Below are 15,233 nucleotides of genomic sequence, written 5' to 3'. Positions count from 1 at the left end.
TACCCCATTGCATATTCCTGCCCGATAGTAACACTTACAAGCATAGGCCGATTTGTCGGTAATACTCAGAACCGCTCGTATGCGTGATGATCATGACAGGCGCCACGACACCCACCACCGATCCCGCCCCGACGGAGCCCGCATCCGGTCACACGACCGTGAATATCGGCCAGTTCGAGTTCGAACGCGGTGGATCCGTGGACATGGACGTCGCCTACGAGACCTACGGCGACCCCAGTAATCCCCCCGTCCTCGTCGCCCACGCCCTCACCGGGAGCCAGTACGTCGCCGGCTCCGCGCCCGACTCGCTCGGTGCGCAGGCGGAGGCCTGGTGGAACGACGTCGTGGGCCAGGGCCGCCCCGTCGACACCCGCGAGTTCTACGTCATCTCCGCCAACGTCCCTGGCTCGTGCTACGGGACGACCGGTCCCGCGAGCGAGGGGCCGGACGGCGACCCCTACGGACCCGACTTCCCGGCCGTCACGGTGACGGACTGGGTCCACGCACAAGCACGACTCCTCGATCATCTCGGCATCGATACGCTCTACGCCGTCCTGGGCGGGAGCGTCGGCGGGATGAACGCCATCGAGTGGGCCAAGCAGTACCCCGAGCGTGTCGAACGCGTTGCCGCCATCGCCACCGGCGCCCGGGTCGACGCCCAGACGCTCGCGCTGGACAGCGTCGCCCGGCGAGCGATCACCGCGGACGACGACTTCGACGGTGGAAACTACTACGGCGGCGAGCATCCCGACGACGGCCTGGCGACGGCCCGCCGCATCGGTCACGTCCAGTACCTCTCGAAGGACTCGATGGACGACCGCTTCGGCCGACGGACCGCCCAGCGCGCCATCTCGTCGCTCGACGACCCCACGGCCGACGCTTTCCCGTATCGGGACGTCGCCTCCTATCTCGATTACAACGCCGAGCGCTTCACCACCCGCTTCGACGCCAACAGCTACCTCTACCTCCTGCGAGCGATGGACGAGTACGACCTCGCCCACGGCGTCGGCACGGACGCCGCCGCGCTGGCCGACTTCGACGGCGAGGCGCTCGTGGTCTCCTACACCGGCGACTGGCACTTCACCGTCGAGCAGGGCGAGACCCTCGCGACGGCCTTCGAGCGTGCCGGGGCCGCCGTCTCCCACCGCGTCGTGAACAGCGACTACGGCCACGACGCCTTCCTCGTCGAACCGGAGACGGTCGGCGCACCGCTGCGCGCGTTCCTCGACGGCGGCGCTGACGGTGCCGACTTCGCCCCCGTCCACGCCAGTCTGTTCAGCTAACGCCGACCGATCGGCCGCTCAGTTTTCGAGGACGCCGAGGAGCAAAGCTCCACGAGCCCTCACTCACGAGTTCGCGAGGACGCCGAGGAGCAAAGCTCCACGAGCCCTCACTCACGAGTTCGCGAGGACGCCGTGATCGCCGAGAAGCGTCTGGAGTTCGTCCATCGTCGAGACGGACACGTCGCAGTGCGGGCGAACCGCGCTCTTGGGCTGGAAGCCGATGGAGAGGCCCGCGACGTCGAGCATCGGGAGGTCGTTCGCGCCGTCACCGACGGCGACCGTCTCCTCGAGCGGGATGTTCAGATCATCCGCGAGAGCCGCCAGGGCGTCGTCTTTCGTCCCTTCGATGAGCGGACCGGTCACCTCGCCGGTGAGCGCGCCGTCCGCGACGGGCAGGTCGTTGGCGACCAGGTGGTCGACCGACACGTCCTCGTGGTCGAGGGCGGCCTGGACCCCGTCCGTGAACCCGCCCGTGAGGATCGCGGTCGTATGCCCCGCGTCCTCGATGGCGTGGATGACGTCGGCCGCGCCGGGGCGTAACTCGACCTCCTCGAAGGCCTCAGTGGCCTTCGATTCGGGAAGTCCCTCGAGCAGCGCCGCCCGGTTCCGAAGACTCTCGGCGTAGCTGATCTCGTCGTTCATCGCGCGGGAGGTGATGTCCTCCATCTCCTCGGCGACGCCCTGCCTGGCACCCAGCAGAACGGTCATCTCGGAGTCCGAAAGCGTTCCATCGAAGTCGAAAGCGACGAGCATGTGTTCCGCTTGGACCCCCCCGACTTCAAGGGTGGCGATGCGTCCACGATCGTCGCGGCTCCGGCCGGTTCGTCGCCACAAATTGTCCACACATATGGATATCACCTGGTATGGGAGTCTCTGACAATACATGCACGTGCAAAAAGGGTTATGTCCGTGGACTGGTTCCCCTCGAACATGAAGGTACTCGTTACCGACCCCATCGCCGATGCGGGTCTCGAACGGATTCGCGAGGCGGGCCACGAGGCCGTGACCGCCTACGACGTCAGCGGCGACGAACTGCTCGACGCCATCAGCGACGCGCACGGGCTCATCGTCCGCTCCGGCACCGAGGTCACCGAGGCGGTCTTCGAAGCCGCCGAGAACCTGATCATCGTCGGTCGGGCCGGTATCGGCGTGGACAACATCGACATCGACGCTGCCACCGACCACGGCGTCATCGTGGCCAACGCCCCCGAGGGCAACGTCCGCGCGGCCGCAGAACACACCGTCGCGATGGCCTTCGCGACGGCCCGCTCCATCCCGCAGGCACACGCCCGCCTCCGGGCCGGCGAGTGGGCGAAGGGCGACTACCTCGGCACCGAGGTCAACGGCAAGACGCTGGGCGTGGTCGGTCTCGGTCGGGTCGGCCAGCAGGTCGCCAAACGACTCGGGCCGCTCGGGATGGACATCGTGGCCTTCGACCCGTACATCGGCGAGGACCGGGCCGAGCAACTCGGCGCGGAACTCGTCGACCTGGACACCTGTCTCGACCGCGCGGACTTCCTGACCGTCCACGTCCCCCTCACCGACGAGACGGAGGGACTCATCGGCGAGGCGGAACTCGCCCAGCTAGAGGGCGGCTACGTCGTCAACACCTCCCGTGGGGGCGTCGTCGACGAGGCGGCGCTGGCCGAAGCCGTCAAGGACGGTGTCCTCGCTGGCGCGGCACTCGACGTCTTCACCCAGGAACCCGTCTCACCGGACAACCCGGTCCTCGACGTCGACGACATCATCGTGACCCCCCACCTCGGGGCGGCCACGGAGGCGGCCCAGGAGAACGTCGCCACCTCGACGGCCGACCAGGTCGTCGCCGCGTTCAACGACGAACCGGTTATCAACGCGCTCAATGCGCCGTCGGTCGACGAGAGCGCCTTTCCCCGTATCCGGCCGTACATCGGCCTGGCGGAGACCGCTGGCAAGGTCGCCGCGAACCTCTTCGAGGGTCGCATCGGCACCATCGAGGTCACATACGGGGGCGACATCGCCGAAGAGGACGTCGAACTGATTACCGCCTCGGCCCAGAAGGGCGTCTTCGAACCGCTCGAGTGGCAGGTCAACGCGGTCAACGCGCCGCAGGTTGCCAAAGAGCGCGGTATCGAGGTCTCCGAGACCAAGTCTCGCCAGGCACAGGACTTCCAGAGTTTCGTCTCGGTCACCGTGACCGACGGCGAGGAGTCGCTTACGGTCAGCGGCACCCTCTTCGCCGGCGAGGACCCACGTCTCATCTCCATCGACGGCTACCGGGTCGACGCGGTCCCGCACGGCCACATGCTCGTGGCCCGGAACCGGGACGAACCGGGCGTCATCGGCTTCATCGGGTCGACGCTGGGCGAATACGACGTCAACATCGCGGGGATGTTCAACGGTCGCGAGACCATCGGCGGGGAGGCGCTGACGGTCTACAACCTCGACGACCCCGTTCCCGACGACCTGGTCGCCGACCTTCTGGCCGACGACCGTATCACCGACGTCTCCTACATCGAGCTCAACGGCACCGAGTGACGCGGTAGTTTTGTAACTCGCCGGACCGATCTCCGGGGTGATGTCGCCCCGCGCCGCTCGCTGGATCCGGTTTCTCGTGGTCTACGTCGCCATCTTCTTGCTCCTCGGCGGGGCGGCGACGTTCGTGGGGTTCGCCGATCACGATCACCACTACGTCTATCAGGAGAGTACCGACGAGCCACCGGACCGGTGCTGTGTCACGACCGACGACGACCTCACGCCCGCCCAGCAATCAATGGTCGACCGGGCCATCGCGGGCGAACAGACCCGGTTCGTCTTCGAGCGTGCCGACCCCGTCCCCGCCGAGATCGTGAGAAAAGATGGCACCTACCACGTCTTCGCCTACTACACGACCTTCGACTGGTCGGACCGCCGAACCCACGGCCCCGTCCTCGTCTCGTTCGTCGGGGTACTCGCCATCTACGGGGCGTTCCGCTGGGAACACCGCTACCATCCGTATCGGTGAGCGGTGCTACAGGACGTCCAGGACGCCCTCGACGTCGTTCGGCACCGGCGTCGGTTCGCCACCGGCGGCCGCGGCGGCGTCGGGGTCCTTCAGGAGGTGGCCGGTGGTGAGACAGACGACCCGCTCGTCGTCTTCGATGACGCCGTTCTCGCGGAGTTTCCGCAGGCCAGCCACGGAGGCGGCGCTCGCGGGTTCGACACCGATGCCGTCCTCGGCGAGGGCGCGCTGGGCGTCGGTGATCTCGTCGTCGGAGACCGCGACTGCTGTACCGCCGGTCTGCCGGATGGCCGGGAGCGCCTTCGGGGCGTTGACGGGCTTGCCGATGCGAATGGCGGTCGCGCGGGTTTCGACGTCGTCCCAGCCCCGCACCTCGTCGTAGTCGTTCTCGATGGCCTCGACCATGGGTGCGGCACCCTCGGCCTGGACGCCGGTGAGCATCGGGACCTCGTCTTCGTCCATCGCACCGGCCGCTACCAGTTCGCGGAATGCCTTGTGCAGGGCCGCCGTATTGCCGGCGTTGCCGACCGGGAGGACGATGCGGTCGGGCCACTCGCCCGTCGCCGCCGTCGATTGCTCCAGCATCTCCAGGCCGATGGTCTTCTGGCCCTCGAGGCGGAACGGGTTGAGGGAGTTGAGGAGGTACGCCTCGCCCATCTCGGCCAGTTCGGAGACGATGTCGAGACAGTCGTCGAAGTTACCGTCGACCTCCAGGATCGTCGCCCCGTGGAGGCCCGCCTGGGCGAGTTTGCCCGCGGCGACCTTGCCGGCCGGGAGGAGGACCAGCGTCTCCATATTCGCCCGGGCGCCGTAGGCGGCGAGGGCCGCGCTCGTGTTCCCCGTGCTCGCACAGACGAGCCGACCGACGCCGAGGCGCTCGGCGACCCGCACGCCGACGGTCATGCCGCGGTCCTTGAAACTCCCCGTCGGGTTCATCCCCTCGTGTTTCACGCGGAGGTCCGCGACGCCGACCTCCTCGGCGATACCGGGCACCTCGTACAGCGGCGTGTTGCCCTCGTCGATGCTCACGCTCCCCGAGACGGGGAGGGCGTCGGCGTAGCGCCAGACCCCCTCGCCCGCGAAGTCGTCGAAGGTGGCATAGTCGGCGTAGCGCGCCTCGAGAAGCCCGCCGCAGGCGTCGCACTCGTAGATGACGTCGTCGAAGGGAGCGTAGGTCTCGTTGCACTCGATACAGGAGAGCCAGACGCCGTCCTCGGCGACGTCGGGCACGTGGTCGGTGTCCAGGGTGAGGTCTACCATTGCGTTCACCTCGGAGCGGGTAATGCAAAAAGGGGTCGGACCTGGCCACCGGGAGGGCGAGGGAGGCGGCGGCGCTACTCGGCCAGCGCCGCGGTGGCGTGGGTCAACACCGCGACCGACCGGTCGAATTCGGCCAGTTCGAGGCGCTCGTCCGGCGCGTGATCGAGCGAGGAGTCGCCCGGTCCATAGGTGGCCATCGGGACGTCCCAGGCCTCGGCGAAGAGGTTCATGTCGCTCGTCCCGGTCTTGCGGAGGTGGGTCGGTTCGCCGTCTGCCGCCCGGATGCCCGCCCTGAGTGCCCGTGCGACCGCGTTCCTCGGGCTGCGCATGACCGGTGGGATGGGTTCGTCCCACGCGACGGCACCGGATTCCGTCACGGCGTCGACCGTCGATTCAACGTCCGTTCCGGTCGTTCCCGGGGGCAGCCGAAACTGGGCGTCCACCAGCGCTTCGGTCGCGAGACCGTCTTCGGTCACGCCGCCCTCGATGCCGACGGGTTTCGCGGTCGCGCGCTCGAACGCCGTTGCGTCCCGGGCCGTTTCGTCGCCGACGGCCGCCTCGACCCGGTCCCACCAGTCCATCGCGCGCTCGATGGCGTTCTGGTCGTCGACCGCGGTATGGGCGGATGGCACCTCCACGCGATAGCTGCCGGCGTGATACCCGCGATAGCCGAGGACGATGCCGGCCCACCCACTCGGCTCGCCGTTGACGACGGCGTCGGGGGCGTCCCGGGTCTCGACGAGGTGGCGCGCCCCCCGCGAGGTGGTCTCTTCCTCGACGACCCCGACGAAGCTCACCCCGGTTTCGACTGCGGCGACGGCCATGGCGGCCAGCGGCCCGGTCGCGTCGACCGACCCGCGTCCCCAGAGAAAGCCGTCCTCCTCGCGCACGGGCACTTCGCCGGGAACGGTGTCGATATGGGACGTTAGCAGGACGCTATCGTCGGCTGGCGCGCGGACGTTCCCGACCTCGTCAATCCAGACCTCCCGACCAGCGCGTTCGAAGGCCTCGACGAGGATTCTTGCTGCTTCGCTCTCTCCACCCGAAACAGAGGGGGTCGAGACGAGGTCCGTGAGGAGTGTCCGCGCGTCGTCCATCAGGCCAGCACCTCGGCCAGCGCATCGACCGTCTCGTCGGCGTGTGACTCGTCCACCACGAGTGGTGGGAGGAGGCGGACGACCGTCCGGCCGGCGGGCAGCGCCAGGATCTGGTGGTCCAGCGCGAGGTGTTTGAGGTGCCGGTTCGCCCCCCGCTTCACCTCGATACCGACGAGCAGCCCCTCGCCCCGGACGTCGCGGGGTTCGTCGAGGGCCGCCAGTCTCGACTGCAGGTAGCCACCGACCGAGGCGGCGTTTTCGACGAGCGATTCGGCCTCGATGACGTCGAGTGTCGCCCCAGCGGCGGCGGCGACGATTGGACTCCCGCTGAACGTCGACCCGTGATTGCCGGGGTCGTCGGCGATCCAGTCGGCGACGACGGTGGCGCTGACGGGCAGACCGCTTCCGAGCCCCTTGGCGACGGTGAGCGCATCGGGGACGACGCCGGCCGTCTCGTGGGCCCACATCGTCCCCGTGCGGCCGAGTCCCGTCTGGATCTCGTCGAAGACCAGCGCTGCGCCCGTCTCCGCGGTCACTTCGCGGGCGGTCTGCAGGTACTCGGTCGAGGCCGGGCGGATCCCGCCCTCGCCCTGGATGGGTTCGAGGATGACGGCCGCCGTCTCCTCGTCGACTGCCGCTGCCAGCGCCTCGGGGTCGTCGTAGGGGACGTGGACGAAATCGCCGGCGAGGGGTTCGAAGCCCTGTTTGTACTTCCCCTTCCACGTGGCGGCCAGCGATCCCATGGTCCGTCCGTGGAACGCCCGGTTGGCGGCGACGATCTTCGATCGGCCGGTCGCGTGGCGGGCGAACTTGAGGGCGGCTTCGTTCGCCTCGGTGCCCGAGTTCGCGAGCCAGACGTCCTCGAGGTCGCCCGGCGCGATGGCGGCCAGTTTCTCGCGGAGCGCCTGGCGCACCGCCACGGGGTACGACCCCTGGACGAACAGTAACTCCTCGGCCTGCTGCTGGACGGCCGCGACGACGTCGGGATGGCTGTGGCCGACGCTCGCGACCGCGTAGCTCGCGCCCATGTCGAGGTACTCGGTCCCGTCGGTGCTGGTCAGGTACGGGCCGGACCCCGATTCGATCTCGATGGGTTTCTGGGAGAAGACGAAGCCGTTCATGCTATCGCGTCCGGGGTGAATCGGGTGCCGTCACCGTCGAGCGCCGAGACGATCGGTGTCGCCGTCGTGGCGTCGGCGACAACCACTTCGCTCGCACCGCCCGAGAGCGCCTCGGTCGCCGCGAGGACCTTCTTCGTCATGAACCCCTCCGCGGCCGCCTTCGTGGCGTCGAGGGCGGCCGGGGAGTCGACCGCCTCGATGCGCGTCGACGGGTCCGCGGGGTCCTCGTAGACGCCGGCCACGTCGGTCAGGACCACGAGCGAGGCGTCCATCGCGGCGGCGACGGCGGCAGCGGCGCGGTCCGCGTCGGTGTTGACCGCGACCCCGTCCTCGGCGAGCATCGGGACGCTCACCACGGGGGTGTAGCCCGCATCGAGCAGCGTCTCGAGCAGGTGGTCGTTCACGTCGGTGATGGTCCCCGAGTGATCGCCCCGCTTGATCTTCGTCTTCCCGTTCTCGCGGACCTTGACGGCCGATTTGCGCGTGCCGGTGAGGAGGCCGCCGTCGACGCCGTTACACCCGACGGCCGCGACGTTGGCGTTCTGGAGGTCGGTGACGAGGTCGGTGTTGACCCTGCCCATCGCCATCGAGAAGACGTCCATCGTCTCCGCGTCGGTGAACCGTCCGACGACGCCCCCGGGCGTCTCGACGTACTCCGGATCGGTTCCCATGGCCTCCAGGGCGTCGTCGACGGCGGTCGACCCGCCGTGGACCACGATCACGTCCTCACCGGCCTCGGTCAGGGTGGCGACGTCGTCGATGGCGCCCTGGGGATCCACCGCCCGGGCACCCCCGATCTTCACGACGATCATGGCGCACCCACCGGGTGGAGGCCCTGAAAGTCGAGGCCGGCGGTCTCTTCGAAGCCGAGCGCGACGTTGGCCGCGTGGACCGCCTGGCCGGCAGAGCCCTTCATCATGTTGTCGATGGCACTGAAGACGACGAGCCGACCGTTGGTCTCGTCGACCTCGAAGCCGACCTCGGCGTAGTTCGTCCCCGCGACGGCCTTGGGTTCGGGGTAGCGATAGACGCCACCACCGCCCGCGACGAGACGGACGAACGGTTCGTCCTCGTAGGCTTCGCGGAACGCGCCCCAGAGCTCCGCTTTCGATGGAACCTCGTCGAGGAGGACGTGACTCGTCGCTGCGGCGCCCCGCACCATGTCCACGGCGTGGGCGGTGAAGGAGACCGACAGGTCGAGTTCCTGTTCGATCTCTGCCTCGTGGCGGTGGCCGGTCGGGGCGTACGGGCGGACGACCCCTGACCGCTCCGGGTGGGAGGCCGCTGCGCCGCCACCGGCCCCGCCCTCCGAGGAGCCGACCTTGACGTCGACGACCACGTCAGCGTCGGCGAGCAGGCCCGCGTCGGCCAGTGGACCGAGTCCGAGGATGGTCGCAGTGGCGTTACAGCCGCCACTCGCGATGAGTTCGGCGTCCGGCAACTCCTCGCGGTGGCGCTCGGGGAGCGCGTAAACCGCGTCCTCGAGGTGTTCTGGTGCCGCGTGGCCGTCGTACCAGTCGTCGTACTGCCCGGCCGTGTCGAGGCGGAAATCCGCGCTCAGATCGACGACGGTGTCGGCGAGGGCACGGAACTCGTCGATCTGTTCCATCGAGACGCCGTGGGGTGTCGCCGCGAACAGCACGTCGACGCGCTCCAGATCGTCGGGGTGGGAAAAGCGGACGTCGAGACCGCGGAGGTTCGGGTGGACGCTACCGACGGTGCGATTTGCGTACTCGCGACTGGTCGCCTGGGCCACCGCGAACTGCGGGTGCCCGGCCAGCAGACGGAGCAACTCGCCCCCGGTGAATCCACTCCCACCGACGACCGAGGCAGTGACCGTCTCGGCGGTGTCCGCGTTGGACGTGGTGGTCTCGCCCGTCGCCATCAGGCGGTCACCTCGCCGGCGTGTGGGTCGGCCGCCTGGGCGGCCTCCCCCTCGAGCCAGTCGACGACCGTTGCGGGAACGTCGACGGAGACGGCGTCGGTCAGCGCCTTGAACTCGACGGTGTGGTTGACCTCGTGGACGGTGTAGCCGTCGTCGGTCTCCATGATGTCGACGCCGAGCATGCCGCCGCCGACGGCCGCGCTCGCCTGCGAGACGAGGTCTGCAATCTCCGGGGTGATCTCGAGTTCGGCGGTCTCGGCCCCCTTGGCGGCGTTCGTGAGCCAGTGGTCCGAGGAGCGTACCATCCCCGCGATTGGCTGGCCGTCGAGGGCGAGTACGCGGAAATCCCGGCCCGGCTTGTCCACGAACTCCTGGACGTAGAACACCTTGTGCTCGTAGTGGCCGAGTGTCGCCTTGTGCTCGAGGATGGCCTCGGCGGCGTGTTCGTCCTCGATGCGGGCCATCAGGCGACCCCACGAGCCGACGACGGGCTTGAGCACGACGGGGTAGCCGAAGGACTCGATGGCTTCCATCGCACTGTCGACGGTGTAGGCGACCGTGGTCTCGGGGGTGGAAACGTCTGCGTTCGCGAGCGCGAGCGTGGTCTGGACCTTGTCGGCACAGACGCGGGCCGTCTCCGCGTCGTTCACCACGGGGACGTCGTAGGCGTCCAGGAAGCTCGTGGTGTACAGCGAGCGGCTGGTCGCGAGGGTGCGGTCCAGGACGACGTCCATCGCGTCGAAGTCGACGCTCGCCTCCTGCAGGCCGAACTGCTGTTTGCGGACGTCCACCTTGTGCACCTCGTGGCCGCGCTCGCGTAGCTCGTTGAGGAGGAGCTTTTCGTCCTGGCGGATCCGGGAGTAGAGGAGGCCGACGTCCACGGTCACTCCCCCCAGTCCTCGTCGAGCTCCGGGGCTCGCTCGAGGACCGGCGGGCTCACGTCGGTGACCTCCAGTTCGGTACCGCAGGTCGCACAGTCGACGATCTCTCCGACTTCCAGGTCGTCGTGCAGGGCCACGTCGGCCCCACACTCGGGACACGTTGTCATTGCAATCGTGTGTTCCGGACGTATCTACTTAAGGATATCGATACTACCAGAATAATTACAACTAGCAGACTACCGTCTAACGACGTTTCAACCTTCAAAGACCCAGTTTCGTAATCCGCCGGCCAATGGCGGTATTATGATATGTGCCCCGGGACGGGGCGGTTCTCGTCGCGGTCGTCGAGGGGCCACGGCGATTCGTCGCGGTCGTCGAGGTCGGTCCACGACGGGTCCGCGCGGTCGTCGCTCACTCATGGCTCGCCACGACCTCCTGGAGCCGTTTCGCCGCGTCGTCGAGGTTCGTCTGGCGCGTCTGGACCGCGTCGCGATGGGCCGCGACGGCCGACGTCAGGTCGTCGAGGGTCTCGTCGGCCGCACCCGGGGCGGGGCCACCCCGCGAATCGCGAGACGACACGCTCTCTGTCGGGTCGAGCGCCGATTCGACGGCCTCGGCAGCGGCGAACTCGGCGAGGGCCGAGCCGGTGACCTCGCGGGTGGCGGCCTCGACGTCGGCGAGGCCCGGTTCGTCGTCGCGTGCCGCGCCGGCCTCGGCGGCGTGCGCGACGATCTCGTGGGCCGTCCTGAACGGCAGGCCACCCATCGCCAGCAGGTCGGCGACGCCGGTCGCCGTCGAGAAGCCCTCGCCGGCGGCGGTTTCGAGCGGCTCTTCGGGCCACGTGGCCGTGCCGACCGCCCCACCCGCCACCTCGGTCGCCGCGGTCACGGCGTCGACGGCGTTCCAGGCGTAGCCGGTCGCGTTCTGCAGATCGCGGTTGTACGAGCGGGGGAGCCCCTTCAGCGTGGTCAGTAAGCCGTCGAGCGCCGCGCTCGCGTCGCCCGCGGTCGACCGAACGAGTTCGAGCGTATCCGGGTTCTTCTTCTGGGGCATGATCGAGGACGTCGAGGCGTAGTCGTCGTCCAGTTCGACGAGTCCCTTGTTCGCGAGGACGATCAGATCTTCTGCCAGGCCGGAGAGCGTGGTCGACAGGCCGGCCAGCGCGGCGACAGACTCCACGAGGAAATCGCGGGCCGAGACCGCGTCCATCGAGTTCTCCACGAGGCCCTCGAAGCCCAGCAGATCGGCCGTGCGCTCGCGGTCGACGTCGAACGGCGTCCCCGCGAAGGCCGCCGCCCCGAGTGGCGACTGGTTGGTCCGATCGTAGGCGTCCAGCAGGCGGGCAGTGTCGCGCTCGGCCGCCTGCGCGTACGACGAGAGCCAGTGGGCGACCGTCGTTGGCTGTGCGGGCTGGAGGTGCGTGTAGCCCGGCATCACGGTGTCGGTATGCGCGGTCGCTACCTCGGTCAGTTGCTCGCGGAATCCGACTGTGACTGCGATGGCCTCGAGCAGGTCGTCGCGGAGGCGATACCGGATGCACGTCGCGACCTCGTCGTTGCGCGAACGCGCGGTGTGCATCTTGCCGCCGACTCCACCGACCGCGTCGATGACGGCGGTCTCGATGGCTTCGTGGACGTCCTCGCCCTCGGGGAGCGCCTCGAAGCCCGCTTGCTCGACGTCGTCGAGGGCGCCGAAGATTGCCCCAGCCTCGTCGTCCGCGACGACGTCCTGTTCGGCGAGCATGGCGACGTGGGCGCGGTCGACCGCGAGGTCGGCGGTGAAGATGCGCTCGTCCGCGTCCATCGAGGAGAGGAACTCGCGCGCGGGGCCGCCGCTGAAGCGGTCGCGGCGCACCACCGAGTCGGGTCCGTCGTCGCCCTCGTGCATCCGTTATTCCTCGTCAGCGCCGCCGTCGGCGGTCAGTTCGTGGGTTGGCTTCGTGGTCTCGGTCTCCGATTTCGCGGCGTTGGCGAGGCGGCCCTGGAAGCCGTGGTATTTCGCGACGCCGGTTGCGTCGTCCTGCGTGATGTCGCCCAGGACGCCCGCGGTGTCGAAGGAAGCGGCCGATTCGGAGTAGACCGAGTAGTCGCTCTCGCGGGCGACGGGGCGAGCCTGGCCGCCCTCGAACTTCACGGTCACCGTGCCGGTTACGGCGGTCTGGGTCTCGGCGATGAAGCCGTCGAGGGCGCTCACGAGCGGGACGGAGAGCAGCCCCTCGTAGGCCTTCTCGGCCCACTCCTGGTCGACGGAGTTCTTGAACTGGCGCTCGTCTTTGGTCAATACCAGCCCTTCGAGGGCTTCGTGGGCGGCGAGGAGCGTGGTGGCCGCCGGGTGCTCGTAGTTCTCGCGCACCTTCAGCCCGAGCATGCGGTCTTCCATGAGGTCCGTGCGACCGACGCCGTACTGGCCGGCGAGGTCGTTGAGGTACTCGATGAGGGATACTGGGGCCATCTCGTCGCCGTCGACGGCGACCGGCACGCCGGCCTCGAAGGTTATCTCGACTGTCTCCGTCTCGGCCGTGGGCGCGACGGTCCAGTCGTAGATGTCTTCGGTCGGGACGTGTGCCGGATCCTCGAGGTCGCCGCCCTCGACGGAGCGACTCCAGAGGTTCGAGTCGATGGACCACTCGCCGTCGTTGCCGGCGTCGACTGGCAGGCCCTTCTCCTCGGCGTACTCTATCTCCCACTCGCGCGTGAGGCCGAGTTCGCGGATGGGGGCGATGACGTCGAGGTCGGACTGGCGCCAGACCGCCTCGAAGCGGAGCTGGTCGTTGCCCTTCCCGGTGGCGCCGTGGGCGACGGCGGTCGCGCCGTGTTCCTCGGCGACGTCCAGGATCTTCTGGGCGATGACCGGGCGTGCGAGGGCGGTACCGAGTGGGTAGCCCTGGTAGGTGGCGTTCGCCTGGACCGCGTCGAAGCAGACGTCGGCGAACTCCTCGGTGGCGTCGACGACGTAGTGTTCGAGGTCGAGTGCCTCGGCGGTCTCGGTCGCCTCGTCGAACTCGGCCTGGGGTTGGCCGACGTCGACGGTGACGCCGATAACGTCGTCGTAGCCGTATTCTTCTTTGAGCAGCGGTACGCTGACCGTGGTGTCGAGCCCGCCCGAGAAGGCGAGTGCGACGGTTTCCTGTGACATTGTGGTGTGGTTGGTGGGGGTGTAATCGAGAGACGGTGCCGCGACGAGTTGCAACGAGCGACGAGTCCGGTCGATGGAGGAATGGTAGGGGGTCTAGAAGGACCCCGGTCGTCGTCGGACCGCGAGAATGGAGACGGACTCCTGGCTAGCGGCGGGCGAACCCACGGCGCTGGCCGGAGCGTGCATCGGTATTGGGTCGTTACTGGGGGCAGTATATTAACGCTTCGTTCGCGCGCAACGCTCGCCGTTCCACAGGCTTATTGTCACGGTAGGCCTACGCATGCCCGATGAACCGCCCATCCCTCGACGGATCGACCCTCTTGCGGGTCGCCCTCCTCCTGCTCGTCGTCATTCTCGTACTGTGGGCCGTGCAACTCGTCCTCCAGTTGACGTTCTGGTTCGTCTTCGAGGTTCTCCCCATCCTCCTCGCGGTCGCCGTCGTGGGGCTGGTCGTCCTCTGGCTGTTGGACCGGTTCTGAGTCGCCCGTCGCCGACCGATTCGAGCGTCAACCACAAATCGCCCCACGCCGAACACCGACCGTGTACAGTCTGAACGTCCCGTTGCCGTCCGCGGTCCACGAGGCCGTCGATGCGCTGCGACCGGCGCTCGTGGGCTTCGACCGGATTCGGGACGGTCGCACGCGGACGCTGGTCGTCAAACGACTCGACGCCGACGACCGCCGGGAGTACCTGGGTGCCGAACGACGGGCCAGAGCGGCGCTCAGCGGCGCTCCCGCCTTCGAAGCCCGCATCGGTTCGGTCGGCGTCTTCGAGGACCCGCCGCACGGTCGCGGTCCGGTCGCCTATCTCGGTGTGGAGAGCCCGGGTCTCCGCTCGCTCCACGAGCGACTGGCCGACGCGCTCGGGGCGCTCCCCGACCTCGAGGGTGACGAGTATACCCCCCACGTCACCCTCGCACGCGGTGGCGACGACAGGGCATTCGAGCGACTCCGGAACGCGCCGCTGGAGACGGTCTCCTGGACGGTCGACGAACTCGAATTCTACGACGCCCGCCACGGCGAACGCATCGAATCGGTCTCGCTACCGGCGTGAGACGCCGGTTCAGGGGGAACGCTCATCAGCGAGCAGTGCCCATCTCGAACTGTGCCCACCGACGAGCGGTCTCCTGGATCGGCGTCCGACGAACCGGTCGTCCGACCGGTCGGCTACGTCGAGGACCGCCCGGTCATCCGCCGGATCGGCGATCGACCGCTGTTCATCGGTAACTGGCGGTCGGCGGATTCGGCCCAGCACGACCGGCGGTTCGAGTACGTGGTCTCGGCGACCCAGACGTCCTATCCACTGACCACACACCATCACCCACTGATCGATGGCCCGGAGAACGAGTGGCCGGATTTCGAGGCAGCGGTCGACACGACCCGCCGTCTCTATCGGGCGGACGGGTCGCTGCTCGTCCACTGCAAGGCGGGGGTCTCGCGGAGCACGACCCTCCTGGCGACGACCATCGCCATGGAGGAGGACCGATCGCTTGACGACGCGATAGCGGAGATACGAGCCGTCCGGCCCGTGGCGACCCCGAACCCGGCCCTGGTCGAGCAGGCGGTCACCTATCTGGCCGCCCACGGATAGC

The 15,233-nt window shown here is 68.4% G+C and carries 16 protein-coding genes; 6 read left to right on the top strand and 10 right to left on the bottom strand.

Going from position 1 to position 15,233, the window contains the following annotated elements; genetic code table 11:
- Positions 1–92: 92 nt before the first annotated feature.
- Positions 93–1,283 carry a homoserine O-acetyltransferase gene (locus tag HSRCO_RS14265; RefSeq protein ID WP_259518311.1) on the top strand — a complete coding sequence of 397 codons (1,191 nt, stop codon included), beginning with the start codon at positions 93–95 and terminating at the stop codon, positions 1,281–1,283.
- 111 nt (positions 1,284–1,394) lie between these two features.
- Here HSRCO_RS14265 and serB read toward each other — a convergent pair whose 3' ends face one another.
- On the bottom strand, positions 1,395–2,168 hold the full coding sequence (gene serB, locus HSRCO_RS14260) for a phosphoserine phosphatase SerB (protein WP_259518310.1): 774 nt from the start codon (positions 2,166–2,168) through the stop codon (positions 1,395–1,397).
- Between the two features lie 45 nt (positions 2,169–2,213).
- On the opposite strand from serB, the gene serA reads away from it, so the two are divergent.
- Together serA and HSRCO_RS14250 are read left to right on the top strand one after the other, a co-directional pair.
- Positions 2,214–3,800 carry a phosphoglycerate dehydrogenase gene (gene serA, locus HSRCO_RS14255; RefSeq protein WP_259518309.1) on the top strand — a complete coding sequence of 529 codons (1,587 nt, stop codon included), beginning with the start codon at positions 2,214–2,216 and terminating at the stop codon, positions 3,798–3,800.
- A 40-nt stretch (positions 3,801–3,840) separates the two neighbouring features.
- Positions 3,841–4,266 (top strand): hypothetical protein, encoded by a 426-nt coding sequence (locus HSRCO_RS14250; protein ID WP_259518308.1) that lies wholly within the window; start codon positions 3,841–3,843, stop codon positions 4,264–4,266.
- Positions 4,267–4,272: 6 nt separating this feature from the next.
- Here HSRCO_RS14250 and thrC read toward each other — a convergent pair whose 3' ends face one another.
- From thrC to HSRCO_RS14205, 9 genes are all read right to left on the bottom strand, one after another.
- Positions 4,273–5,523, bottom strand: a complete 1,251-nt coding sequence (thrC, locus tag HSRCO_RS14245; RefSeq protein ID WP_259518307.1) for a threonine synthase — start codon at positions 5,521–5,523, stop codon at positions 4,273–4,275.
- A 74-nt stretch (positions 5,524–5,597) separates the two neighbouring features.
- Positions 5,598–6,620 (bottom strand): [LysW]-lysine hydrolase, encoded by a 1,023-nt coding sequence (locus tag HSRCO_RS14240; RefSeq protein ID WP_259518306.1) that lies wholly within the window; start codon positions 6,618–6,620, stop codon positions 5,598–5,600.
- A complete protein-coding gene (locus tag HSRCO_RS14235; protein WP_259518305.1) occupies positions 6,620–7,741 on the bottom strand; it encodes an aspartate aminotransferase family protein in 1,122 nt (373 codons plus the stop codon). Before HSRCO_RS14235 ends, HSRCO_RS14240 begins: the two co-directional genes overlap by 1 nt.
- Positions 7,738–8,553, bottom strand: a complete 816-nt coding sequence (locus tag HSRCO_RS14230; protein ID WP_259518304.1) for an acetylglutamate/acetylaminoadipate kinase — start codon at positions 8,551–8,553, stop codon at positions 7,738–7,740. Before HSRCO_RS14230 ends, HSRCO_RS14235 begins: the two co-directional genes overlap by 4 nt.
- A complete protein-coding gene (argC, locus tag HSRCO_RS14225; RefSeq protein WP_259518303.1) occupies positions 8,550–9,626 on the bottom strand; it encodes an N-acetyl-gamma-glutamyl-phosphate reductase in 1,077 nt (358 codons plus the stop codon). Before argC ends, HSRCO_RS14230 begins: the two co-directional genes overlap by 4 nt.
- The gene (gene lysX, locus HSRCO_RS14220) at positions 9,626–10,507 is read right to left on the bottom strand and encodes a lysine biosynthesis protein LysX (RefSeq protein WP_259519810.1); all 882 of its coding nucleotides are present in this window, start codon (positions 10,505–10,507) and stop codon (positions 9,626–9,628) included. Before lysX ends, argC begins: the two co-directional genes overlap by 1 nt.
- Before the next feature lie 2 nt (positions 10,508–10,509).
- A complete protein-coding gene (gene lysW / locus HSRCO_RS14215; RefSeq protein ID WP_259518302.1) occupies positions 10,510–10,674 on the bottom strand; it encodes a lysine biosynthesis protein LysW in 165 nt (54 codons plus the stop codon).
- A 244-nt stretch (positions 10,675–10,918) separates the two neighbouring features.
- Positions 10,919–12,394 (bottom strand): argininosuccinate lyase, encoded by a 1,476-nt coding sequence (gene argH / locus HSRCO_RS14210; protein ID WP_259518301.1) that lies wholly within the window; start codon positions 12,392–12,394, stop codon positions 10,919–10,921.
- A gap of 3 nt (positions 12,395–12,397) precedes the next feature.
- A complete protein-coding gene (locus tag HSRCO_RS14205; RefSeq protein WP_259518300.1) occupies positions 12,398–13,642 on the bottom strand; it encodes an argininosuccinate synthase in 1,245 nt (414 codons plus the stop codon).
- 287 nt (positions 13,643–13,929) lie between these two features.
- On the opposite strand from HSRCO_RS14205, the gene HSRCO_RS14200 reads away from it, so the two are divergent.
- The 3 genes from HSRCO_RS14200 (at position 13,930) to HSRCO_RS14190 (ending at position 15,232) form a co-directional block, all read left to right on the top strand.
- The gene (locus tag HSRCO_RS14200) at positions 13,930–14,121 is read left to right on the top strand and encodes a hypothetical protein (protein WP_259518299.1); all 192 of its coding nucleotides are present in this window, start codon (positions 13,930–13,932) and stop codon (positions 14,119–14,121) included.
- A 61-nt stretch (positions 14,122–14,182) separates the two neighbouring features.
- Complete coding sequence (locus HSRCO_RS14195; RefSeq protein WP_259518298.1) at positions 14,183–14,695, top strand: 2'-5' RNA ligase family protein; 513 nt, start codon at positions 14,183–14,185, stop codon at positions 14,693–14,695.
- 51 nt (positions 14,696–14,746) lie between these two features.
- Positions 14,747–15,232 (top strand): dual specificity protein phosphatase family protein, encoded by a 486-nt coding sequence (locus HSRCO_RS14190; RefSeq protein ID WP_259518297.1) that lies wholly within the window; start codon positions 14,747–14,749, stop codon positions 15,230–15,232.
- Position 15,233 lies beyond the last annotated feature (1 nt).

Source organism: Halanaeroarchaeum sp. HSR-CO, from assembly GCF_024972755.1.
Lineage (GTDB): Archaea > Halobacteriota > Halobacteria > Halobacteriales > Halobacteriaceae > Halanaeroarchaeum.
Note: the sequence above shows the minus strand (reverse complement) of the source record. Positions and strands in the feature narration are given on the sequence as shown.